The 24486-nt window shown below is 45.0% G+C and carries 21 protein-coding genes; 11 read left to right on the top strand and 10 right to left on the bottom strand.

Annotated features, from left to right (window positions below):
* The first annotated feature begins 52 nt into the window (after positions 1–52).
* The 3 genes from AC060N_RS06110 (at position 53) to selD (ending at position 2502) form a co-directional block, all read left to right on the top strand.
* A complete protein-coding gene (locus tag AC060N_RS06110; RefSeq protein ID WP_479526313.1) occupies positions 53–346 on the top strand; it encodes a YciI family protein in 294 nt (97 codons plus the stop codon).
* A 61-nt stretch (positions 347–407) separates the two neighbouring features.
* Positions 408–1433: a tRNA 2-selenouridine(34) synthase MnmH gene (gene mnmH / locus AC060N_RS06105; protein ID WP_479526312.1), complete on the top strand. Its 1026-nt coding sequence runs from the start codon at positions 408–410 to the stop codon at positions 1431–1433.
* 7 nt (positions 1434–1440) lie between these two features.
* Positions 1441–2502, top strand: a complete 1062-nt coding sequence (gene selD / locus AC060N_RS06100) for a selenide, water dikinase SelD (protein WP_479526311.1) — start codon at positions 1441–1443, stop codon at positions 2500–2502.
* 22 nt (positions 2503–2524) lie between these two features.
* Here the strand turns inward: selD and AC060N_RS06095 are convergent, their stop codons facing one another.
* The gene (locus AC060N_RS06095) at positions 2525–3463 is read right to left on the bottom strand and encodes a cation diffusion facilitator family transporter (protein WP_479526310.1); all 939 of its coding nucleotides are present in this window, start codon (positions 3461–3463) and stop codon (positions 2525–2527) included.
* 337 nt (positions 3464–3800) lie between these two features.
* Between AC060N_RS06095 and AC060N_RS06090 the strand changes: the two genes are divergently transcribed.
* The 3 genes from AC060N_RS06090 (at position 3801) to AC060N_RS06080 (ending at position 5774) form a co-directional block, all read left to right on the top strand.
* Positions 3801–4502 carry a hypothetical protein gene (locus tag AC060N_RS06090; RefSeq protein WP_479526309.1) on the top strand — a complete coding sequence of 234 codons (702 nt, stop codon included), beginning with the start codon at positions 3801–3803 and terminating at the stop codon, positions 4500–4502.
* A gap of 12 nt (positions 4503–4514) precedes the next feature.
* Positions 4515–4994 carry a DUF456 domain-containing protein gene (locus tag AC060N_RS06085; protein ID WP_479526308.1) on the top strand — a complete coding sequence of 160 codons (480 nt, stop codon included), beginning with the start codon at positions 4515–4517 and terminating at the stop codon, positions 4992–4994.
* Between the two features lie 126 nt (positions 4995–5120).
* The gene (locus AC060N_RS06080) at positions 5121–5774 is read left to right on the top strand and encodes a CPBP family glutamic-type intramembrane protease (protein WP_479526307.1); all 654 of its coding nucleotides are present in this window, start codon (positions 5121–5123) and stop codon (positions 5772–5774) included.
* Positions 5775–5781: 7 nt separating this feature from the next.
* On the opposite strand, the gene AC060N_RS06075 is transcribed toward AC060N_RS06080, so the two are convergent.
* Entirely contained in the window at positions 5782–8202 is a 2421-nt protein-coding gene (locus tag AC060N_RS06075) for a beta-N-acetylhexosaminidase (protein ID WP_479526306.1), read from the bottom strand.
* A 127-nt stretch (positions 8203–8329) separates the two neighbouring features.
* Between AC060N_RS06075 and AC060N_RS06070 the strand changes: the two genes are divergently transcribed.
* Positions 8330–8764 (top strand): phosphate-starvation-inducible PsiE family protein, encoded by a 435-nt coding sequence (locus AC060N_RS06070; protein ID WP_463231362.1) that lies wholly within the window; start codon positions 8330–8332, stop codon positions 8762–8764.
* A 156-nt stretch (positions 8765–8920) separates the two neighbouring features.
* Here AC060N_RS06070 and AC060N_RS06065 read toward each other — a convergent pair whose 3' ends face one another.
* The 4 genes from AC060N_RS06065 to AC060N_RS06050 form a co-directional block, all read right to left on the bottom strand.
* Positions 8921–9451, bottom strand: a complete 531-nt coding sequence (locus AC060N_RS06065) for a TIGR00725 family protein (RefSeq protein ID WP_479526988.1) — start codon at positions 9449–9451, stop codon at positions 8921–8923.
* Positions 9451–10107: a tetratricopeptide repeat protein gene (locus AC060N_RS06060; protein WP_479526305.1), complete on the bottom strand. Its 657-nt coding sequence runs from the start codon at positions 10105–10107 to the stop codon at positions 9451–9453. Before AC060N_RS06060 ends, AC060N_RS06065 begins: the two co-directional genes overlap by 1 nt.
* A gap of 53 nt (positions 10108–10160) precedes the next feature.
* Positions 10161–10583 (bottom strand): hypothetical protein, encoded by a 423-nt coding sequence (locus AC060N_RS06055; RefSeq protein ID WP_479526304.1) that lies wholly within the window; start codon positions 10581–10583, stop codon positions 10161–10163.
* A gap of 98 nt (positions 10584–10681) precedes the next feature.
* Positions 10682–11605, bottom strand: coding sequence for a glutaminase (locus tag AC060N_RS06050; RefSeq protein ID WP_479526303.1), 924 nt, complete (start codon positions 11603–11605; stop codon positions 10682–10684).
* 194 nt (positions 11606–11799) lie between these two features.
* On the opposite strand from AC060N_RS06050, the gene AC060N_RS06045 reads away from it, so the two are divergent.
* Positions 11800–12375, top strand: coding sequence for an HDIG domain-containing metalloprotein (locus AC060N_RS06045; protein ID WP_463228635.1), 576 nt, complete (start codon positions 11800–11802; stop codon positions 12373–12375).
* A 65-nt stretch (positions 12376–12440) separates the two neighbouring features.
* Positions 12441–13742, top strand: a complete 1302-nt coding sequence (locus tag AC060N_RS06040; RefSeq protein ID WP_479526302.1) for an alpha-L-fucosidase — start codon at positions 12441–12443, stop codon at positions 13740–13742.
* A 77-nt stretch (positions 13743–13819) separates the two neighbouring features.
* Here AC060N_RS06040 and AC060N_RS06035 read toward each other — a convergent pair whose 3' ends face one another.
* The 3 genes from AC060N_RS06035 to AC060N_RS06025 all read right to left on the bottom strand — a co-directional run bounded on the left by AC060N_RS06035 (position 13820) and on the right by AC060N_RS06025 (position 20059).
* Positions 13820–14302, bottom strand: a complete 483-nt coding sequence (locus tag AC060N_RS06035; RefSeq protein WP_463228637.1) for a thioredoxin family protein — start codon at positions 14300–14302, stop codon at positions 13820–13822.
* A 259-nt stretch (positions 14303–14561) separates the two neighbouring features.
* Complete coding sequence (locus tag AC060N_RS06030; protein WP_463228638.1) at positions 14562–15716, bottom strand: efflux RND transporter periplasmic adaptor subunit; 1155 nt, start codon at positions 15714–15716, stop codon at positions 14562–14564.
* A gap of 2 nt (positions 15717–15718) precedes the next feature.
* The gene (locus AC060N_RS06025; RefSeq protein ID WP_479526301.1) at positions 15719–20059 is read right to left on the bottom strand and encodes a CusA/CzcA family heavy metal efflux RND transporter; all 4341 of its coding nucleotides are present in this window, start codon (positions 20057–20059) and stop codon (positions 15719–15721) included.
* 727 nt (positions 20060–20786) lie between these two features.
* Between AC060N_RS06025 and corA the strand changes: the two genes are divergently transcribed.
* Complete coding sequence (gene corA, locus AC060N_RS06020; RefSeq protein WP_479526300.1) at positions 20787–21875, top strand: magnesium/cobalt transporter CorA; 1089 nt, start codon at positions 20787–20789, stop codon at positions 21873–21875.
* A 119-nt stretch (positions 21876–21994) separates the two neighbouring features.
* Positions 21995–23212 carry a dicarboxylate/amino acid:cation symporter gene (locus tag AC060N_RS06015; protein ID WP_479526299.1) on the top strand — a complete coding sequence of 406 codons (1218 nt, stop codon included), beginning with the start codon at positions 21995–21997 and terminating at the stop codon, positions 23210–23212.
* Positions 23213–23263: 51 nt separating this feature from the next.
* Here the strand turns inward: AC060N_RS06015 and AC060N_RS06010 are convergent, their stop codons facing one another.
* A complete protein-coding gene (locus AC060N_RS06010; RefSeq protein WP_463228645.1) occupies positions 23264–23968 on the bottom strand; it encodes a hypothetical protein in 705 nt (234 codons plus the stop codon).
* Positions 23969–24486: the final 518 nt, after the last annotated feature.

Here is a 24486-nt window from a genome sequence, read left to right as displayed (position 1 = left end):
AATCAATGCCGGACATTGCCTATCTTTGAGCCGGTAATTAAAATAGAATGTTATGTTTGTTGCAGTCTTAACATACAAAGTGGCAATTGAGGGGGTGGAAAAACACCTCAACGAACATGTTGAATTTCTGAAAGAACAATACGAGGCAGGAAATTTCATTGCTTCCGGAAGAAAGGTACCACGTACCGGTGGAGTTATTCTCTCCAATATGGACTCAAAAGAAGAACTTGAAAAGATACTGTCGCAGGATCCATTCCATATCAATGATGTCGCTGACTACGAAATCATCGAGTTTGTTCCTACCATGACCAGCAAAGAACTTAATTTCTTAAAAGTTGAGATGTAATCCCTAATCGCATCATTGTTTTCCACTCCGAAAAGCATAATTTTGTGCCAAATTTCACCAAATGCAAATACTGTCTCCCAACGAATTTCTTGACAAAGCAGAAAGTATACCTGTGATTGATGTTCGCTCTCCGGCTGAATACAAAGAAGGTCATATTCCTGGAGCGATGAACATCGCCCTCTTTTCAAATGAAGAGCGGGCAGAAATCGGGACGATATACAAGCAACAGGGAAGACTTGAGGCTATTGAACGTGGACTGGATATTATTGGCCCAAAGATGTCCGGGTTTGTGAAAGAGGCTCAATCGTTGGCGGGTAATGGCGAATTGTTGGTTCATTGCTGGCGCGGAGGTATGCGTTCAGAAAGTATGGCCTGGCTGTTTGAGCGTGTCGGCATCCGGTGCTTCACGCTGAAAGGAGGCTACAAGGCCTACCGCAATTTACTGCTGGAAGAATTCGCTTCAATTCCAAACTTAATTGTATTGGAAGGATTTACCGGTAGTGGAAAAACGGAGGTTATACAGGAACTGGCCCGTCAGGGAGAGCAGATTCTTGATCTGGAAGGGTTGGCCAACCATCGGGGTTCGGTTTTTGGCGGTGTTGGACAAGGAGAGCAACCTTCTACTCAACAATTCCAAAACGATTTACTGGCAGCCTTGCGAAAACTCGATCGGGAAAAACGCATTTGGGTCGAGGGCGAAAGCAAAAGCATCGGGCATGTATTTCTGCCTGATCCCTTCTGGAAAGCAATGAATCAGGCCCGAATCATCGAAATAGAGGTTCCGGCGGAACAGCGTATTAAACGAGTTGTCAAAGACTACGGACAACTGGAAAGGTCCAGAATGACAGACGCCATTATGTCGTTGCATAAACGCCTGGGAGAAGAACGAACCAATCTCATTCTCGAGTCGTACCAAACGAATCAGTTGGAACAGGTAGCTGCGATGTTGCTCAACTACTACGATAAAGCCTACCGATACAGCCGGGATAAATATAAAAAGAGCTACGCAAGCATCGATTTGAGCGGAAAAGATATTCGTGAAGATGCCGCGAAACTGGTGAATAAAGCAAATGAATTAAAATTATAGAAGGAAAATGGAAAAAGGTTCAGATAACAAAATACCTGTCGAACCCCTTAGGCTCACTCAATATTCGCATGGAGCGGGATGTGGTTGCAAGATTTCTCCAAAGGTTCTTCGGAACATTTTAGCCGAGACGAAAACCGAAGTTGACGATCCCAATCTGTTGGTTGGCAACGGAACACTTGACGATGCGGCGGTGTATGCCATCGATGATGAAAAAGTGCTCATATCTACCACCGATTTCTTTACGCCTATCGTTGACGATCCCTACGATTTTGGCGGCATTGCATCGGTGAATGCGATCAGCGACATTTACGCCATGGGTGGCAAACCTTTGATGGCCATTGCCATTTTGGTTTGGCCGGTAGACAAGCTTCCTGCCGAAACAGCGGGCAAAGTTCTCGAAGGAGCCAAACGAGCCTGTGCACAAGCTGGTATTGCCATTGCCGGCGGTCACAGCATCGACGGCCCGGAGCCTGTCTTTGGATTGGCCGTAACCGGAATCGCTTCGCGTGACCACGTTAAAAAGAACAGTTCAGCGAAAGCCGGATGTGAACTGTACCTTACCAAACCATTGGGCGTTGGCATTTTAACGACTGCACAAAAACAAGGTCTTCTGAAAGAAGAAGATTTGGACGTCGCCCGCAACTCGATGATTACGCTGAACAAGATTGGTCAGGAACTGGGGGAATTGGAGGGAGTCACGGCCATTACCGACGTAACCGGATTTGGATTGCTGGGACACCTGTCAGAAATTTGTGAAGGAAGTAACCTCAGTGCCACTGTCGAACTGGCTAAAGTACCAATGCTGAATAATCTCGATTTCTATATCGAACATAAAACCTTCCCGGGAGGAACATTCCGGAATTTCGATAGCTACGGACACAAAATTTCGCCCCTGACGGAAGAACAAAAAGTAGTGCTGTGCGATCCTCAAACCAGCGGAGGACTTTTGGTAGCGGTTGATCCGGCCCACCGGGATAAATTCCACGAATTGACCGCACGATATGGAATGCAGCTGGAATCATTCGGTGTTTTAACCGAACCGAAGAAATTTGTTGTGGAGGTAAAATAGTGCGACAACCAGTTTGAATCAATCAGCAGCAGCCATTACCATCTGCCAATACGCCCGGATGATGATGGCTGTTGTATTCAAACTGCAATGTGACATGCTCGATGCCATATTCGTGATGCAGCAGTTCTTCGATTGTATGCCGTACTTCAATGGTTTGGCTGGTCGGAAGATCATTTTGCAGATTAACATGTGCTTCAAAATAGAGGCTGCCTTCCGATAGCGCCCACGAATGAAGGTGATGCACATTATTGATTTCCGGCAACGTTTCCAGTTTCTGCTTCGCTTCCACCAAATTAACTTCCGATGGCGTAAACTGCATCAGCACCGATGTCGACTCTTTCAGTAGACCAATGGTATGATACAGAATGTACAGGCTGATGATTACTGTCACCAACGGGTCAATCCAGTAAATCTGCCAAACCTCAATCACAATGGCACCAATAATAACAGCCAGCGAGGTAAGCGCATCGCCTAACAAATGCAAATAAGCAGCCCGAACATTGATGTTACTTCCTTTGTCTTTTTGCAGAAGAAGCACCGAAATGGTATTCGCTACCAATCCAATAATTCCCAGCCACAACATGATGCCACCATCTACAGGAGTCGTGTCAGCAAAGCGCTGAGCTGCTTCCACTATCAGGTAAACCGAAATAGCAATCAAGGCGACAGAATTAATGAACGCTGCTAATATTTCGCTTCGGCGAAAGCCAAACGTCTGACGGGGAGTACCCGGTTTTTTCCCAAGTCGGTAAGCAATCCAGGCAAGTAATACAGCCACACCATCGCTCAGGTTGTGCAATGCGTCCGAAATCAGCGCCAAACTGTTCGAAAGAATTCCTCCCACAATCTGAGCAGCTGTTATAAGAAAATTTAAGATAATCGTCAAAAAAAGCTTCTTTCCGGTCATATTATCAACCGAAGCGTGCTCGTGGTGGTGATGGCTATGATGATGTGAACTCATACGAATGCAAATTTAAAAAAACCCCGGTTCCATCGAACCGGGGTTGTAACCCTTAAAACACCAACGCAAAGGAAATCAATCAAGAATTAAACCAACTAACCTAACTTAACTAAACAAACCATAGAAAAAACTACTGTACTCATTCTCTGTAACGTAACGGGGGTGAAAAAGTTTATAGATTAGCATGAAATTTGCAACTGAGACCTAAAAATTTTTCCATGGCGAAAACTTCAACGAAAGTGAAAAACCGAGCTTGGGAAAACTTCAAAAGAACCATGCATAATCCTTCGATTTTTTCTATTTTCAGACAATTAAAACAAACTCAAACCTGAAATCCATGAAACAATTAAAACGACTGATTATTGCACTCCTTGTTATATTACCACTGATTGGCAAATCACAAAACGTAGTATTGAAAACTATCGACGATGTACGTTTTTCAAAAATGATACAAGGAGAACGTTTCGGTCTTCAGAATCTTTCATTGAAAGACATTCAGGGCTCTCCCTTTCTGAACGACCAGTTTGTAAAGGGGACCGTCGTCACAACCAAAGGAGACAAATACGTTGACGTACCAATACGATATGACCAATACCAGGATGAACTCCAGTTTGAGAAGAACGGAAAGCCAATGACATTTTCTCCAAAGAGTATCGTAAAAAGAGCCGAATTTGGTGACCGAACATTCACATATACCAGTTACCAGTTCACTGGTAATAAAACAAAAGAGGGATACTTCGAGATTTTGGCCGACGGTAATGTCAGACTCCTGGCACAGCACACCATCAAGTTCTTCGACAAAGAAAAGGAGAAACCCTACGTTGATCCAAAACCAGCCCGTTTTGACTGGCCGATGGAGGATTTTTATATCCAGGTAGGCGCTTTTCCCGCTCAACATGTCACCAAGAAAAAGAATTTGCTGGGAGCTTTCCCGAAACACAAGAAAGAAGTGGCAGAGTATTACAAATCCAACAAACTGTCGGCCAAAGATAAAGAGGATTTGATAAAGCTGGTTAATTATTACAATTCCTTGAACTAATACGCCCGATTAATGGACTATGTTCTTATCACTATCAGTGCCATCCTGATGTTGGTTGGCCTGATAGGTTGCATTCTGCCTGCATTACCCGGTCCCACTCTTTCCTATCTGGGCTTGGTTGTCCTCAGTTTCTCCGACAGGGTAACCTTTTCCACCCGGTTTTTCATCATCTGGGGAATTGTTGCCCTGGTGGTTACCATTCTCGACTATGTGATTCCTATCTGGGGAACCAAACGATTCGGCGGCAGTAAATACGGGGTCTGGGGCAGCATCATCGGACTGTTGGTTGGACTATTTTTCCCACCAATCGGATTCATTCTCGGTCCATTTGCCGGAGCCATCATCGGCGAAATGTACGCAGGAAAGCGCTCCAAAGAAATGTTTCGGGCAGGATTTGGTTCGTTCATCGGATTCCTGGTGGCCACTTTCATCAAAATTCTGATTTCAGGCACGATGTTTTTCCTGTTCTTTAAAGGACTTTTCTGGTCTTGAACAATTTTGACAGGTAAAAAACAAACGTCCAAATCCGGAAATTTCAGTTTATTTTGAACTATATCTCTCATTGTAACGTATATATAATAATACCCCCTTCAAAAATCCACGTTACAATATTCACTTATGAGAGGATTCATTTCATTTTACCGCAAGCGCATTCTCAGGATAACAGAGTTCCTGGTAATTTTTTTAATTGTTCCGATTTTGTTGTTTACAAAGGTCATCGACGTCTCCTTCTTCCCCATACTTCTTCTCGGAGCAATTATTTTTCTGATTCAACTCATCCGCGATCCCTCTTTTCGTCTTAAGCGACTATGGAACTGGGGAAAAGCCAGAAAATCTATCGGACGCATCTTTCTCTACTTTGTTCCGGTGGCTTTACTCATGACGTTGGTCGTCTATTTCTGGGAACCGGATCATCTATTTTACCTACCGAGAAACCACCCGTGGCTCTGGTTGGGATTGCTTGTTTCCTACCCGCTTTTCTCTGTCATTCCGCAAAACATAGCGTTCCGTGCTTTCTTTGTTCACCGTTACCGGAAACTGTTTCAGAGCAACAGTACCATTATTCTGGCCAGTGCGACCATGTTTGCCTTTGGGCACATCATCTTCCACAACTGGCTGGCGGTTATTCTTACGTTTATCGGCGGCATTCTCTTCACCAAACGATACATTGAAACCAAATCGCTGGTGGCCAGCGTTATTGAACATTCTCTTTACGGCGTATGGCTCTTCACCTGTGGACTAGGTATGTTCTTCACCCAACAAGGAATATAATCTCTGCCTAATCAAACTGGAACAAACTTCGGAATCCTTCTATTACAGCCAACTGACAGCCACCCGCATGTTCTGAAGCTTTATCAATAACTTGATTCCACCGTTCAGTTTGCTCTGAAGTTGGCTTTTGGTTTTTCATTCTCAAATGAACGGCTTCCGTTCCGGCTTCCGCCAGAAGAGATAAACTTTTGGATAGTGGTGCGACTTCCGCGATTCGCGAATGCGTCGCGAAAGCTGGTTGTAGTTTTGCGTGATTCGCCTCCCATCTCTCAAGCAGTACATTGATTTCCTGAAGATGCTGGTTATTTGCAGGTTCATTTACCCACTCCCGGGCAATTTGATTAAAATGGCGCGCAGGCAAACTTTCAGGCCAAACTGCATCAACAACGCGGTTAAGAGGAGTATTCACGGTGAGATTTTCGTACATCGCGAGTCGCTCATAATATTTGACCTCCTCCAATTGATCAGCTAAAACTTTCAATGGGTCGGCATATTCCGGTCCACCGATTTCTGCAATGAAAACCGGATAATCCGTATCATGAGTCAAACCTCTTTCTGTTAACTCTTCCGAAACAAACGGAAGCCGTCTGTACATATCATTCACATCAGAAGTCAACTCAGCCGGAGACCAAAGCTTTTCAGCGACAGCAGCCATACGAGGCCAGATCCGCGAATCAATCGTCCGGGCATTCACCAACTCACTCCACATGCAAGCTTCACCTCCAATGATACGCTGCTTCTCATCGTCATTCAACGGACGGATGCGCTCAAATGCTACCGGCTTTGTTCCGGCAATCTCCGGTCCTCCGATTTTGGTACCTGCCACATCGAGTCCCATAATGGCTACAGACATTCTTCCCGTAAGGGAATCATTCAGCAATGTTCCGATAAAATCGGCCTTCCCGTAGTCGGTGTCCATTGAAAACTTCAACTCTTTTCCATCAAATTCAGCCGTCTGAAATCCAATGGTGGCTCCCATCAACCTCATGAACCCACGCATATTTTCCGGTTCGCCAAACAACGCCAAAGTAGCCGGCAAATCGCTGGCTCCGGATTTCATCTTCAATTGAAGTTGCCAGGTTTGCCAGTGCACACTGTCCGGCTCAATATCAACAGCACCGGGCAGAATCTCCGGATCGACCTGGTAATGCTTCCCGGCCGGAAGTTTATGGTCGAGATACCAGCCGGCCGACAGAATCGCCCTTCCGCCTTTCTGTACGGCTTCGAAAAGCGACTTCTGGCTGCGCCAAGACTGTACAATCACATCGGAAGTCAAATCGGGATGAAGGATTTCGTCCCACCCCACCATCACTTTACCATGCTTCTTTACAATCCTGTTAACCCGATGATTGAAGTAAGCCTGCAAACCGTGGGCATCCACAATATCATTCTCATTCATGAAAGATTGAATAGCGGGATTGTTATTCCATTGCGTTGGTTCAACCTCATCTCCGCCGATGTGAAGATATTTCCCGGGGAACAGTCCGGCCATCTCTCCCAAAAACTGATCGAGAAACTGGTACACACTGTCTTTTGTGGGATCCATTACCGGATGAAGCACACCAAAAATGGTATCGCAAACATAAGGACCGGGAGCACTGGCCAGTTCGGGATAACCGACAAACCAACTGGTAGAATGTCCGGGTATATCAAATTCAGGAACAATGGTAATTCCCCGATCGGTTGCATACTGAATAATTTCCCGCATATCGTCCTGTGTATAAAAATTGCCGCCGGAGCCCATTTCATGTAACTTTGGAAACAGCTTGCTTTCAATGCGAAATCCCTGGTATTCGCTCAGGTGCAAATGGAGTACATTTAATTTCACTGCAGCCATAGCATCCAGATTGCGAAGAATGACCTCTTTGGGAATCCAATGCCGGCAAACATCAATCATCAGTCCCCGCCAGGCATAACGCGGTTTATCATCAATCTTACAGCCAAGCCAGATGTAATGTCCACCCTCTTTTACCGGCAGTTGTGACAAAGTCTCCAATCCATACAAAACTCCGGCAATTCCGCTTGCTTTAAGAATAATGCGGTTTGACTTGAACCGCAGAGAATATTCCTCACGATTCTTCAGCGGATCAGGCGAAAGCGCTTCTCCTCCACATTTAATTTCGAGCCGAATGGCGTGATTCTCCTCAACCTTTGCCTTTGTCACCCGCGCCAGACGTTGTCTGAAACGGGAAACCGCTCGTTCCAAAACCGGGTCGGAGTAATCGGTGAATACAACCGCAAACCCCATATCGGCCGGCACCGAGTGGCCTTTTATTTTTACTTCCGCCGGTAACGGCATTATCCTGAGAGAAGCCCGGACCGTATCTTTGATTGCTGGTTTTGGAAACATTCTGTAGTAAAGCATAATTCCACCGGTCACAATTATCAGAAGAACAACTGAGATGATGAGCAGCCATTTTTTACGCATAGTTCGGTTGTTTGGTTCGGTTAGGAAAAAGAACTCGATTTTAAACGCTATCTTTAACGAAAGTGTCCCTAAGTAGGAAAACATTTCGTTTCTGCAAGATAATAATCCATCTGAAAACAAACTGAATATGAATCAACTGATTGAAAAATTTGAACGATTCGTCATCTGGGCGATGCTGCTTCTTCTCGGAATCGTCGTCATCGTTTCGGTATTCGAGTTCGCTGTCCTGATTTTCAAAGTAATTTTTATCGAACCACATGAGAATGCTATTGCTTTCGACATCAATCATCTCGATTCAGTTTTTGGCTTATTCTTCAGCATCCTGATTGGACTCGAATTATTTGAAACAGTGAAAGTTTACCTGAAAGACAATATTTTCCACGCCGAGATTATCCTGCTCGTAGCTATCATTGCGGTTGCCCGGAAAGTCGTGTTGCTGGATTATTCAGATACTGAAGGCCTGACCATGCTGGGAATTGGTTTTATTATTCTGTCTCTGGCAACCGGCTATTATTTATTGAAGAAAGGGAACAGGATCAAAAATGAAAAGAATGATGTGTAAGTAGTGGGGCTGCAGGTGTGCACAGCCCCATATACTTGGTTAGGTCCGGAATGGATTTTTTCACCTAATCTTTTACCCAAATGGGAACATGAGATTAGGTCGCCCATATTTATTTATCCGGCTCCGAAGATAGAATAATTTTTACTTGGAACAATATTAAATATGAGCATTTTGGTCGCACTTATGCCTGATAAAAGTTACCACATCTTCCGGCGTGCTAGCTGCAACCACATCTCCTAAACGACTAAAAAACTGCACGTCCTGTTCATCCATGCATGCGAGAACAACAGGCTTTTTCATTTTGATAGCCATGCTCACTTCCGACGCTGTTCCGGGGCCTAGCCCGATAGCAACAACCACCTCCGACGAAAGCACGTTAACAGCATTTCTAGCGTGACCGATGCCGGTAAAAACAGGAATTTCGACATATTCCGACATCCCCTTTTTATCACTTCCCGGAAGGATACCAACGGTTAGACCGCCAGCTTTGGCAGCGCCTTTCATTGCGGCTTGCATGACTCCCTCCGCCCGGCCACCTGACAATACGACGTAACCAGCTTTAGCCAGAGCCGCACCGGTTGCTTCTGCGAAAGCACAGACTTCTTTTTCGGCCGATTCGCCGGGTCCCATAATTCCGATAATAGTTTTCACTGAGTTATTTTTTGATCCCGGGCAATACGAAAAGATTAAACGTCCAACAACGTCACATAATCCTTTAAAACCTGACTACCGGGTTCTTTTATTCTCTTTCCGAAATCTTCGAGCCAGGAAACCATGTCCCTCTCAACCGCCAGTGATTGCAATACAGGAAGAGCTTCCCGCATCATCAACGAAAGTCCGGGCATTCCCTTCGAAGCCAGGTAATCCTCTTCTGACTTATACAATGCACAATACATCGCCTTCAATTCGTTGATTCGACCGAAAGCTTCGCGCATGAAACCAGAATCACGCAATACGCGGAAATACTGATACAACATCTGCGGCTGCGATATGGCATACTGGTAGGAATGTTTCGTTGATGCTCCGTTAATCATATTAAAGGCCGCCTCGGCTTCCAGAACATGCTCCGACTTGGCATAGGCCATGGCCAGGTTGAACCAGTCGTGACGGGCATTGGCCAGCTTACAGGCTTTTTGAAAATAATTGATAGCCTGATCAAACCGCTTCAGTTTATACATCGCCATTCCGGCAACCTGTATAGCTTCCAGCCGAACCTCCTTGTTGGTCGATTTCAGCAACAGACGAATTTTTTTGTAAGCCTCTTCACGCTTGCCGTCGTGATACAACTGCCAGGCTTCCCTGATTTTTCGCTCGCGGTAACTCTTTCTTATATTTAACGGCATAGTAATCTTTTTTATTAAACAAAAACCTGGTCAGCTAAAGGGCTAATGAATTTCTAAGCGTGATTCGAGATATATTTGTCCAACACTTCCAACTTCATATTACGCTCCATATTGAACGTTCCCTGATCTTCTTCCAGCACCTCCCAGGTAATCTTCACTTTTCGGAAACAATTGGAGGCAACTTCCGGTTTTCCCAAATCATCATAAATCCAGCCAAGCTGATATAACATCTCCGACAGGATTTCCATTCCGGCAATACCGGGCTTCCAAAGCTCCTGAAGATTCTTTCGGAATTCATCGTCTGAAAAAGAGAGATAATAATCAGGATCGTTATCCAGCATGCCTTTCAACGAATCGGTCGCGTAATGCAGTGCTCTTTCTGATTCGCCTTTTTCGCGAAATCCCAGCAAAGCAGCAATTACCCGGCCCAGCTCTTCGAACTGGCGCAACAGAAAGTCTTTACGTTGGATGCCCATAGAGATGATATTTTATAACGAAAATAACGAATTTTAGCTACAGCGGACCACCAACCAGACTCGTCTTCTTGAATAAAAACTAAAATGAGAAACAGGAATCAGAAAACTGAGATTCCCAACTTGGTTGTAAAACGTTCCAGCGCCTCCATGGCCAGCACCGAATTGCCCGACACATCCAGTTCGGGACTCCAAACGGCAACACTCAGCAAGCCGGGAATGATGCCGACAATTCCGCCGCCTACGCCACTCTTACCAGGAAGTCCAACACGAAAAGCGAACTCACCGGCCTCGTCGTACAAACCGCAGGTGAGCATCAAAGAAGCCAAACGTTTAGAGCGGCTCTCATTCAGGATTTGCTCGCCCGAGTGAGGAACTATACCATGATTGGCCAAAAACAGCAGGCTGCGCGAAAGGTCGCGGCAACTCATCGACAGCGCACACTGGTGAAAATAAACATCCAGTAGCTGATCCACTTCGTGGTGAATATTCCCGAAACTTTTCATGTAGTAGGCCAACGCCCGATTCCGGTCACCGTGAATCCGCTCCGACTCCGCTACTTCAGCATCATAATCAATCGCGTCATTCAGCGTTAACATGCGCACAAACTCGAGCAGCGACTGGCGTGGATTGGGCAGAAAATCCATCAACATATCCGAGACCACGTGCGCCCCGGCATTGATAAACGGATTGCGGGGATAACCGCCGGTAGTTTCCAGCTGGGTAAGTGAGTTAAACGGTGTCCCGGAAGGCTCACGTCCAACTCGTTTCCATACCTCATCGCCTTTTTCGCGAAAAGCCATCACCAGCGTGAAAACCTTGGAGATACTCTGGATAGAAAACGGCACATCTGCATCACCGACTACATATTCCTGGCCGTTCAACAACGAAACCGACATGCCAAACTGCCGGGCTGGAACTTTAGCCAATGCCGGAATATAATCGGCTACGTTGCCCTTGCCATAAAACGGTTCTACTTCTTGGGCAATTTCGTTCAATATAGCCTGTAAATCGATGTGCGTCATAATATGCTAAATTAGCTGATTCACCATTCCCGTAAAGGATTTTCGTCTGTTTCTAAACAGCCTCTTTACAGGTAAAAAGCTGACATTCTCCCACCCTTTTTCTAATGAAAAATCACTAATCGTAAAAACTGTATCGAATCTTGGGTGAACGATAATCTCTTGTTAAATTTAGAGCTGATCAAAAACAAAAGCAGATGTCGAAAATACCTACACGCGAAGAAGCAATGGAGTTGCTGAAGCAGTATAACGATTCGGACAGCCTGGTCCGGCACGGAATGGCCGTAGAAGCCGTGATGAAACATTTTGCTGAAAAGATGGGTGAAGACCAGGAAAAATGGGGCATCATTGGCTTAGTCCACGATTTGGACTACGAAAAATATCCGGAGCAACATTGCACCATGACCCGCCAAATTCTGGAAGAACATGAATGGCCGGAAGATTACATTCGAGCCATCATGAGCCATGCCTGGGGAATGTGCACCGATGATAAACCGGAACTTCCGATGGAAAAGGTGTTATACGCCACCGACGAACTCACCGGCCTGATCACCGCCGCTGTTTATGTTCGCCCGTCGCACAGCATTCTCGACTTGACCGTCAAATCGGTGAAGAAAAAGTGGAAAACCAAATCGTTTGCTGCCGGCGCCAACCGTGAAGTCATCACACAAGGAACCGAAATGCTGGGCATACCGCTGGAAGAACTGATAGCCGAAACCATTGCCGGAATGCAAAAAGAAGCCGATGCGCTTGGACTTCGCGGAGAGCTGTGATATTCTCACAGCATTTCCGGAAAGTTTCCGCTAACTTAGTCTCATCATAACTAAACCAATACACCATGCATTTCAGAAAAATGGCAGGCGTTGTTCTGCTCTCATTGTTTTCGTCATTCGTTATGGCACAAAAAGACTATCACCCCACGCCCGGCAACCTGGAAGCCCGTCAATGGTTCCAGGATGCCAAATTCGGAATGTTCATCCACTGGGGCGTTTATTCCGTGTTGGGCGACGGCGAATGGGTGATGAACAACCAGCACATCGATAAGAAGACGTACGAAAAGCTTCCGGCTTTTTTCAATCCCATTGCATTTGACGCGGCCGAGTGGGTCAAAACCGCCAAAGATGCCGGGATGAAGTACATCACGATCACGTCCAAGCACCACGATGGATTCTGCATGTGGGACACGAAGCTGACCGATTGGAACATCGTTGACCGGACACCTTACGGGAAAGATGTACTGAAGCAACTGGCGGATGAGTGTCACAAACAGGGCATAAAACTCTTCTTCTACTATTCCCAACTCGACTGGTACCAAAACAACTATTATCCAAGGGGTAATACCGGTCACTATTCCGGTCGGCCGGAAAAAGGCGATTGGTACGCTTACCTCGATTACATGGATGGTCAGTTGACCGAATTGCTGTCCAATTACGGTGACATTGCCGGTATTTGGTTCGATGGCTGGTGGGATAAAAAGGATGCTGACTGGCGGCTCGATAAAACCTACAGCCTCATTCACAAACTACAACCCTCATGTCTCATCGGGAGCAATCACCACCAGGCGCCCAAACCGGGAGAAGATTTTCAGATGTTCGAAAAAGATTTGCCCGGTCACAACACAACCGGTTTTAGCGGAGAATCGGAAGTTGGACAATTGCCATTGGAAACTTGCGAAACGATGAATCATTCATGGGGATTCAACCTACAGGACAAGGATTATAAATCAACGAAAGACCTCGTTCATTACCTGGTAAAAGCTGCTGGGTACAATTCCAACTTCCTGTTAAATGTCGGCCCGATGCCTAACGGGAAAATACAGCCGGAATTCGTGAAAACACTTGGTGAAATCGGGAAATGGATGGACCAGTATGGTGAAACGATTTACGGAACCCGGGGAGGCCCTGTTTCGCCACATAGCTGGGGCGTAACTACCGTGAAAGGCAACAAGGTTTTTGTACACGTTCTCGATTTGCAGGATACCAACCTCTTGCTCCCGGATTTTGGTAAGAAGGTGAAAAAAGCCTATTTCTTTGACGACAACACGCCGGTAAACTTTCAGCAGAACAAATTCGGAACAACTCTCAATATTCCGCAAAACAAAAGAAAACCTTACGACACTATTCTCGTCATGGAAATCTGAAAAAGGTCATAGATGAAACAAGAAGAGGCTTTCCGCATTTGGAAAGCCTCTTTCTATTATCTCTATATGCTATTTTGTTACTCAGCTGGTTTGTTTCCCAATAAAATCTGGTTGATCAATTTCTCGAACATTGCTTTGGTTTCCTCCTTGCTGTGGGCAATTCCACTGGTCATGGTCGGTTTACCATTCATCGGAACCCACAAAAATGCAGGAATACCGCGGATGCCAAAAACAGCGGCCAACTCTTGTTCTACCTGGGTATCGACTTTGTAAAACTGTACTTTACCGGCATATTTTTTTGCCAGTTCATCCAGAATAGGAGAAGCTTGCTTACACGGTCCACACCAATCGGCGTAAAAATCGATGATACAAGGTTTGCTTCCTTCGTATTTCCATTCTTTCGGATTTTTCTCATAATTCATCACCTTCTCCAGGAACATGGCTTTGGTCAGCTTGACTGGCTGAACATCTGCGTCTCCCTTCCCGTTACCGGGTACTGCTGCCATCACTCCCTGAGCCATAAAGGCAACCAACGCAACTAACACAAAAATTTTCTTCATAATACTTCGAACTTAATATCTTACTTTCTGATTTAGAAACGTCTCAATCGCTTCCAATATTGTTTTATATATCTACATTAATACATTTATCATGCCAAATATGTTCACGCCTTAAATGCCTCAATGCGCTCTAAATCATCCCAAAATAACAAAATAATACCCGAGAAATCAACTCTCCCGGGCATTTTTAATGCTATTGACAATTATTTTTTTTGACAAAAATTCTCAATAACATTAAAAACAGAAGATTTTCAGCTTTTTATTCCTGCATTTTTAAGACTTCTGAATAGAGATAATACCCACCGTCGAAAACAACGTGCGCATTAGCAGGTAATTGATCAAGGCCTGCAACCTCAACAAAACCATTGTTACGATACCCCGGTTCAACCTGAATGTGCCGGAAAGTAACACTCCCAGACTTTTCCGGATCATCTTCAGTATAAAACAGGATGGAATTGTTGCTTTCGTCATAAATCAAAGCAGCCTCCGGAACACATTTCGCCATATGAGCGTCCACCCGAATCATGGCAGCGACAAACATGCCCGGCAAAAGTTTGTCCGGCAGTTCGACGGGTTTCAGTACCACATTGACAACCTTGGCTGTTTGTTCCACCATCCCGCCAATGGCCGTCACCTTTGCGGGATAAGTCTTATCACCCAAATTAGAGGGAATGAACATGACATTCTGTCCCACCGAGATTTGGGGAATATCCTTCTCCAAAACCGAAATATTCAACACTAACCTGCTTAAATCCAGCACTTCGAAAAGCATCTGGTCGGGAGAAAGAATCTGGCCGACCGAAAAATTAATCTTGTTGATCATTCCATCAAGTGGACTGATAACAGGAATTTCACTTTGGATGCCGTCTCTCGTCAATTTCTCTGGTTCAATGTGTAGCAGACGTAAACGCTCATACAGCGATTGGGCGGTTGCCTTTTCCGACAGATAAGCAGCTTTCGCCTGTTCCAACTGCTTCCGCGAAGAAATATTATCGACTTCCAGTTGCTGCAGACGCTGATATTCTTTTTCCAGCATCTCCAGAGCGTAAACACTTTTCAGGTAATTCTCCTGCATCGTGATCAACTCCGGGCCGGTGAGCATCGCCAACACCTGTCCACGCTTAACTTTCTGTCCCATTTTTACATGAATGCGTTTCACGATGCCCGATGAAAAGGAATTGATTCGTGCCTGTCCATCAGGAGGCAAAGCCACCATTCCTCTGGCCGGAATCACGTCCGACATATTTTTCTCCATCGGCTGGCCGAACGTAATATTGGTATGGTCAATCTGTTCACGACTCAGTTGTAATTGTCCGGAAGCTGCGGCTTCCTCGTTGTTACCGTTTTTATTTCGGCCACAGGCGGTAAAAATCAGCACGACTGTGGCAAGGATGATAAAAAGTTGATTTCTCATGGCTATTTTGTTTCCGGGGAACCCATTACTAAATTCAATTGTAAAACCGTCTCATTATATTGCTGAAGCATATCGAGATAATTGAAATGCGACAAAAAAGCTTCGCCGGCCATTCTAGAAAATCCGATATAATCGGTTTGCCCCAATTCACGGCTCTTGATAGCAGCTTTCAGCAGTTCCCGGGATCGGGGAACAATCTCCGATTCATACATATTCACACTTTTAGACAACTGCTGCAGTTTCATAATCAGTTGCCTCTGAAGCGCCCAGTCTTGTTGCTGTTGCTGAGCTGCCTGATACGTCAGTGACTCACGTTCCAGTTTCAGCGCTTTCGTCTTCGAGGTTTGCGACCAAAACCAGATGGGAATCTCGAGGCCGACACTCCAACCGTCGTAGCCTTTGTTTCCATCGAAACTCTGATCGAAATACCCAACAGTAAAAGCCGGAGCCCAGTTGTTTCCGGCAACCTTGACTTCCGCATTTTTCAAGGACACATTCTGCAACATCATGCGATAATCCCATGAAGTCGAAGTCGTATCGGGTAACAGACGGACAGGCTGAAAATGCTCCAACTCAGCAGTTACAGGCAAAATCCGCTCTTCGGAATACAACAATACCCGCAACTGTCCCAGCTGCGTTTCGAAATTTGTTTCGGCGGCCAACAGCTCTTGCCGGTATCGGAGCGCTTCGGCTTTTAACAGGTTATACTCACTCAGGCCAATGACACCACTTTTCAATTGCCTGTCGGCAGCTTTTTCAAGCGCTCCAAACAAGCTGTCACGCCGGCGAAGTAGCCGAAGTTTCTCGCTCGCAATCTGGCTGCGGGAGTATAGCATCTTCACCTGCGTTATCAGCATCGATTTTTCTCTTCCGAGTGCCAGTTCACTTTGGCGGATATTTTCGTTTGCCAGTCGGGCATTAGCTCCGTACATCGTCGGAAACTCGAAACGTTGCCGCACCTGGAAGTAATAATCATTATAGGTCGAGTTAATCTTACCTTTATCGTACTGCAAGTTGACCGGATCCAGCGAAAAAGATGATTTCTTCATCGCTTGCGCCCGTTCCACCATCATCGACTGCGCTTTCACCGAAAGGTTATTATTCAGCGCCATCTCCACTGCCTGGTCTAGCGTAACAGTCCTAGCCGGTTCCTGCGCCCAGCTTTTTCCAACCGGGAAAAGTAAGAGTAGCAGAACAACTGTAACCACCGGTTTCTTTTTCCGCTTAAAAAGGTTCTTCCATTCACCCGAATGAAACAGGTAATAGATGACCGGAAGAATTACCAATGTCAGGAATGTGGAAGTGATCAAACCTCCTATTACAACCGTAGCCAGCGGCCTTTGAACCTCGGCACCCGCCGCTGTAGAAACCGCCATCGGCAAGAAACCCAACGCATCAGTTGAAGCCGTTAGCAATACCGGACGCAAACGCATACTCGTTCCTTTCAACACCCGATCGTATATATCCGTCACTCCCTCTTGTTCCAGCTGATTGTAATAGGATATCAACACAATACCGTTCAACACCACGATTCCGAACAGGGCAATGAAACCAACACCGGCCGAAATACTAAACGGCATTCCACGAAGGAACAGCGTCCAAACGCCTCCCATAATCGCCAACGGAATGGCCGTAAAAATCATCGTCGCCTGTTTTAGCGAGCTAAAGGCAAAATAGAGTAGTATGAAAATCAGAACCAGTGCGACCGGCACAGCAATCGATGAGCTTTTCTTTGCCGATTGCAGGTTTTCGAACTGCCCTCCGTAACTGAAATAGTAACCCGGAGGCAACTTTACGCTGGCCTGCAGTTTATCGTTAATCTCATTCACAAACGATTCCACATCTCGGTTACGGACATTGATACCAATGACAATTCGCCGATGAGTGTTGTCACGACTAATTTGCATCGGACCATTTTCCATGGTCACCGTTGCAACCTGATTCAGCAGAATCAATTCGCCTCCCGGCTTATTAATCCGCAAGCGCTCCAATGCCCTGATGTCATTCCGGTAAGCCTCATCCAAGCGAATAACCAGATCAAACCTTCGTTCGCCTTCAAAAACCAAACCGGCTTTTTCGCCTGCAAATGCAGTCCGTATGACATTATTCACATCGGTAATATCGAGGTTATAATGAGCCAGTTTATCCCGATCAAAACGAACCATCATTTGCGGGAGGCCTGTCACTTGCTCGACACGCACGTCGCCGGCCCCTTGTACATTCTGAATGATTGTCGCAGCTTCGTTCGCTTTCTCGAAAAGCAGATTCATGTCGTCTCCGTAGATTTTCACCGCCACATCGGCTTTTACACCGGTCATCAACTCATTAAATCGCAACTGAATGGGTTGAGAAAAATCGAATGACGCACCGGGAATTACATCCAGTGCTTTCTTCATTTTGGCCACCAATCCCTCCCGATTGTCAGCACTCACCCATTCCTTCTTGTCCTTTAAAATGATCATGATATCGGCATCTTCCACCGCCATCGGATCAGTCGGGATTTCTGCCGTTCCGATTTTCGATACCACCGTTTTCACCTCCGGGAATTGATTCAGAAGAATATTTTCAACCTGCGTAGTAGTTTTGATGCTTTGTCCAAGCGAAGCCCCCGGCGCAATGGTCATCTGGCAAGCCAAATCACCCTCTTCCAGTGTAGGCATAAATTCACCCCCTAACTGTGAAAATGAGAACATGGTTGCCACAAACAAAACGATGGTTACCAACAAAACCATCACTTTGTGTCTCAACGCCCATTTCAATACCGGCTGATGTGAACGGTTCAGAAAATCAATGATCCGGTCGGCCAGGCTATGTTCTTCTTTAACCTTCCGGGAAAGAAAAATAGCGCTAATCATCGGCACATAAGTCAACGACAATATCAATGCTCCCAGCAACGCAAAACTGACCGTTTGCGCCATCGGCTTAAAGTTCTTTCCTTCAATGCCGGTAAAAGCAAGAATCGGCAGGTAAACAATCAGAATAATGAAAACGCCAAAAGCCGCTGAACGTCCCACCCGGTGCGTGGCCGTCGAAACAGTGTCGTCCATTTCGGCGGCCTTGAGTATTTTGCCGTTAAATCGCTGATGTAGTAAGTAAACAATTCCCTCCACCACGATAACGGCACCATCGACAATAAGACCAAAGTCGATGGCTCCCAGGCTCATCAGGTTAGCTGTTACCCCGAAAATGTTCATCATAATGAACGCAAACAACATGGAAAGTGGGATAACCGACGCCACGATAAGTCCGGAACGGTAATTTCCAAGTAATAAAATCAGGATGAAGATGACAATAATACCTCCTTCCAACAGATTTTGCTTGACGGTATCAATCGTTTTGGCAATGAATTGCGAACGGTCGAGGTATGGCTCGATTTTCAATCCTTCGGGAAGGCTTTTCTGAACCTGGTTTATTCGTTTCCGAACCTCTTTGATTACCTGGGAAGTATTGGCTCCCTTGAGCATCAAAGTGATACCACCAACTGTTTCTCCCTTACCATCTTTGGTCATTGCACCAAAGCGCGGAGGTGATGAAAGTTTCACGGTAGCCACATCCTTAATAAACAGCGGATAACCATTAACATTCTTGATAAGAATATTGCCAATGTCTTTCTCGTCACGAACCAGTCCTTCGGCACGGACGTAATACCGGTGCGGTCCTTTTTCGATATAACTTCCACCTGTATTTTCGTTATTCCGCACCAGCGCGTTGTAAATCTCGGTGATGGTCACATTCATTCCTACCAAATCGCGGGGTTTCACGGCAACCTCGTACTGTTTCACCTCACCACCAAAACTGCTGATTTCAACGATTCCAGGGATTCCGGCCAGTTGCCGTTTCACGATCCAATCCTGAACCGTACGGATTTTCATCGGATCGAATGCCTTCTCATACCCTTTTTCAGGAACCAAAACATACTGAAATATCTCACCGAGTCCGGTGGTAATGGGCATCATCTCCGGGGTACCGTAGCCGGCCGGAATGTCCTGTTCGGCCCTTTTAATTTGCTCACTCACCATCTGGCGGGCAATGTGCGTATCAATCCGGTCTTCGAAAACGATGGTAACCACCGAAAGTCCAAAACGCGAAATGGAACGAATCTCTTTCACGCCCTGAATATTGGCCATCACCACCTCGATGGGAAACGTGATAAACTGCTCAACCTCCTGAGGTGCCAATGAGGGAGAAACCGTCGTCACCTGCACCTGGTTATTTGTGATGTCAGGAACGGCGTCTATGGGTAATTTGGTAAAGTTGTAAATCCCCAATCCAATCAGAGCAAGGGTCAATAATCCGATGACCAACTTATTCCTGATGGAAAATTCAATAATTCTATCAAGCATAGGAACATCTGTTAGGCTAATTTCACAAACAATTATTCGACTGCCTTGAAGAAGCTTTCATCCTTTTCAACCAATGCTATTATGTTTAGCGTCCGGAAAAAGGAATCAAACACACAAGCAGCCTCCGGTTACGAGAGCCGAATCTATCCGGCCTCATCACTGTTTAAGGTTAAAGTCCAGTTTTAGTCAAAACAAAACACGTACATGTTTTCACATTTGCATTTTTCATGACAAACAATTGAAAACAAGCACAGTCAATAAAAAATTAATAATTTACATTTTGGAGTTCCTGTGGCGCAAACAAATAGTTCATTGCTAAAAACCAGCTTCCTGATTTGCTTTAATTCCGTGCAAAATTCTTTCATTATAAGCATTCGTTTGGTCAAGTTTCAACTACTCAATTAAACAAATCAAATAAGGAAGAGGGTTGTTAGGTTTAGAAACTATTGAACCAAAAGTTAAAAAATTTAGCATAACAATACAAGAGCTCAGGCTTATGTAGACTGATTACAGCAAAATAAAATAGCTGCATTGAGATAAAATTGCCAGTCCTCCGCCCTCAGTATCATGATAGTCATACTAAATGTTTTGCTTAATTTAGGTGGATATTAAATCAGAAACAGCAAATGCAAGCAAAAAGCATCGGGCTCATTTGCAGGCATAAGCAGTTGAACTACTCAAATAATTCGCTGTTTCTGACATCGACAGAATTTAAGAGCCAACACATATGAAAAATCCACACATCAAAAAGCGCAATACCCGGAAAAAGAAAGTCTCCCAAAAAACAGGTCTACCACCTGGCAGTATGGTTTTTATTGGAGATAAACACGAAGAAGCCCCCGAACTAACCATCATCGATTATGACGCTTCGAAGTTTGAAGTGAATACCAAAGCTACCCTGCAAGATGCATTGATGCGGAAAGAGACCAATCCGGTTAGTTGGATTAACATCGACCAGCTGCACGATGTGGAACTGATGGAAAAATTGGGTAGTCACTATGAGATACATCCTCTTTTGATGGAAGACATTCTGAATACGGATTTGCGTCCGAAAGTAGAAGACGAGGATGATTATGTGATGCTGAGTTTGAAAATGCTTCAGTACGAAGAACAGACTGACAATCTATCAACTGACCAGGTCAGTCTCATTCTCGGCAAAAATTATGTTATCAGTTTTAGGGAAAAGCCCGACAATATTTTTGAACCGATCATCAACCGCCTTTCGTCTTCCAAAGGAAGCATCCGTTCGCGCGGAGCTGATTACCTGTTTTATGCGTTGACCGATGTAATCGTCGACAACTATTTCACCATTATTGAGAATATCGGGAACCAGTTGGAAAAACTGGAAGATCGAATTTTCAACCATCCGGGCGAAGATGCATTGCAGGAGATTCATCGCATCAAAGGTGACTTGCTACAGCTCAGGAAAATAACCTACCCGATTCGCGAATCGATGCGAAAGCTGGAAAACGATGATATTGAATTAATTGAAGACAAAACCCGCAAATATTTCACCGACATTTACGAGCACATCGTTCAGATTATCGAAACGATTGAGTCCTACCGGGAAGTGGTTTCCGGGCTAAAAGATTTGTATCTGTCAAGCATCAGTTATAGGATGAACAAAGTGATGCAGGTGCTCACCATTATTGCTACCATTTTCATTCCGCTCACATTCCTGGTAGGTGTTTACGGAATGAATTTCGAAAACATGCCGGAACTTCACTGGAAGTACGCCTATTTCGTGCTATGGGGCATCATGATCAGTATTGTGGTTATTCTCTTTTGGTATTTCAAAAAGAAAAAGTGGATTTAGCAATTGAGTCGAACGCATATTAAAATGGCTTTCATCTCCGGGATTCGTTGATTTTTGCTGATTCTATAATTCTCGCTATATTCGGTGCCGCGCCTATCGCTGTGCATAACCTGTAGTTTATGAAAAAAATAAAGATAGACCTCCACTGGCAAATTCTGATTGCTCTTGTACTTGCAGTTATCGTTGGTATATTTTTCAAACCCGTAGTTCCCTATGTGAGCTGGATGGGTGATATTTTTCTCAGGTTACTGAAAATGATTGTCATCCCACTGATTCTCACCTCCATTATTTCGGGGATATCCAGCATTGGCGGGCATGGAAATTTTGGCCGACTTGGTTTAAAAACCATTGCATATTATGTAGTAACAAGTATGTTGGCTATTTCGACCGGTTTAATCCTGGTCAATCTGGTAAAACCGGGTATCGGTGTAGATATTACAGCGATTGAGAGTGTTGACAAGCTGCAGATTCAGCACAAAAGTTTCAGCGAAACGCTCATTGACATTGTTCCTGACAATATTTTCAAAGCAATGGTCGACAACGAATTGTTGTCCATCATTTTTGTTGCCATCATCATTGGGATATTCCTGGCCAAACTGGGAAGTCAGCACCGGCAACTGTTGGTCGACCTGTTTACTTCCGGCTTCGAGCTGTTCATGAAGATTACCATGTTCATCATTAAGCTGGCCCCTTACGGAGTGTTTGGTTTGATCGTGAAAGTGGTTGCTGATCAAAAAGATTTTGGCGATTTGGTATACCGGCTCGGGGCCTTTATGCTAACCGTTCTCGTAGCATTATTCATTCACGCTTTTATCACGCTGCCACTACTGGTTAGATTTGTGGGGCGGGCAAAGCCGTTTAAGCACATGAAAAATGTGACAACACCACTGCTGACGGCATTTTCCACCGCTTCATCAGCTGCTGCGCTACCCTTAAATATGAACGACACCCATGAAAATTCAGGTGTTTCGGAAAAGATTACCAATTTCACGCTGCCGATTGGCGCTACGGTCAATATGGATGGGACCGCGATCTACATAGCCGCCGTGGTGATGTTTATCGCGCAGGCACAGGGAGCTGCTATGGGCTTAAAAGAACAGTTCGTTATTCTAATCACGGCTCTGCTGGCCAGTATTGGCACGGCTGCCATCCCAATGGGCAGCCTTGTGATTATCACTATCTTGCTGAATGTCCTGGGATTGCCTTTTGAACTAATTGCGTTGGTTCTTCCGGTCGACCGGATACTGGACATGTTTCGGACGGCAACCAATGTTTGGAGTGACTCGTGCGGTGCGGTCATTATTGCCAAATCCGAAGGAGAAGAACTGAAAGTATAAAAAAGAGGCTGCCTTTCCGGACAGCCTCGCTCCTTATTATTTCTATAGCCTTTATTGTATAACCTTCCGCGATGGTTTGGGATGAATGTGACGTTTGATCTCTTCCGGCAGATAATCTCTCGCCTTTTCGGGATGAACTTTCGCAAACACCTCAGGGCAGGCATTCCAAATATCCTCCAGCGCCTCCCATAGATCATTTTCGGCACGAACGCTTTCGTTTGTACTAACCTCTTTTTCGTGAATGGTCTCAGCCAAATCGACCTCCATCCGTTGCAGATTTTCTGACAACAACCGGAAGTCGTCAACAATTCGGGCCGGGAATCCACGTTCTGTTAATTCAGGTAAATGCTGATTGATATACCGAATCAACCGGGAAATTCCTGATTGAACTTCCCAAAAACGTTTCTCTGATATTCCGTCACGTAACAAACTGATGTTACCATATTCGTCATCATGCTCTTTGCTAACATCATTTGATGAACGCAAATACATCTCTGTAATATTAAGCAACGGACGAAGGTGTCCCGTCATTATCAATAACTTCTTCTGCTTTTCAGCCACTTTTTCGTCAAACAAATCCAAATTCGGCAACTCCCGAATGGCATTGATTCTTTCTTCAAGTGCTTCCTCAAACTCCTGATTGAAATCGGACGAATAATGCTCGAAGTCATCGTGGTCCCGCTGATAAGTCTGATAAATATACTCAGCTACCAGGGGCATATCATCCAGCGTAAATTGATACTTCAATCGCGTCATCACAAGTAATCATTAGATTTTTCACATACTATTAAAATACAGACAGACTACCGGAAAAACTCTCCTCCCCCCGGAAAAGAAACGGAACCTGTCCAACACACTCCATCTCCATTCGTTTTCAAAAAGAAATCTGACAGGATTTATGTCGGAATAGAATGAAGAATCAACAAAAAAGATTGTCTGCCTTGAGTACAATCAAAAAATATTCAGTTTCACTGAAAACGAGTATTTATATGTACATAAAATAAAAGGGAACGAAAGACCTGGGGACGTAATCGCCAATAACTTAATTAAGCTGCAAACAGTGAGTAAACTGTTTCAATTAACTACAGGAAGTAATAAATTGCCCAAAACTTATCGCATCATACAGTTGAATAAAAAACGAACGTCACCGGGATCTCGTTACCCTTTTATTTAATCTGGTCTATACGAAAGAACGCTAATTAATATTTTGGTTTAGTCTGTTAGTTCTTAAATTTACGGCAAGCATTCAACAAAGTCAACGAAAACGCGCAAAA

This window comes from Prolixibacter sp. DSM 2831, assembly GCF_056493735.1.
The sequence above is the reverse complement of the archived record's forward strand: the minus strand, read 5'-3'. Positions and strand labels throughout refer to the sequence as shown.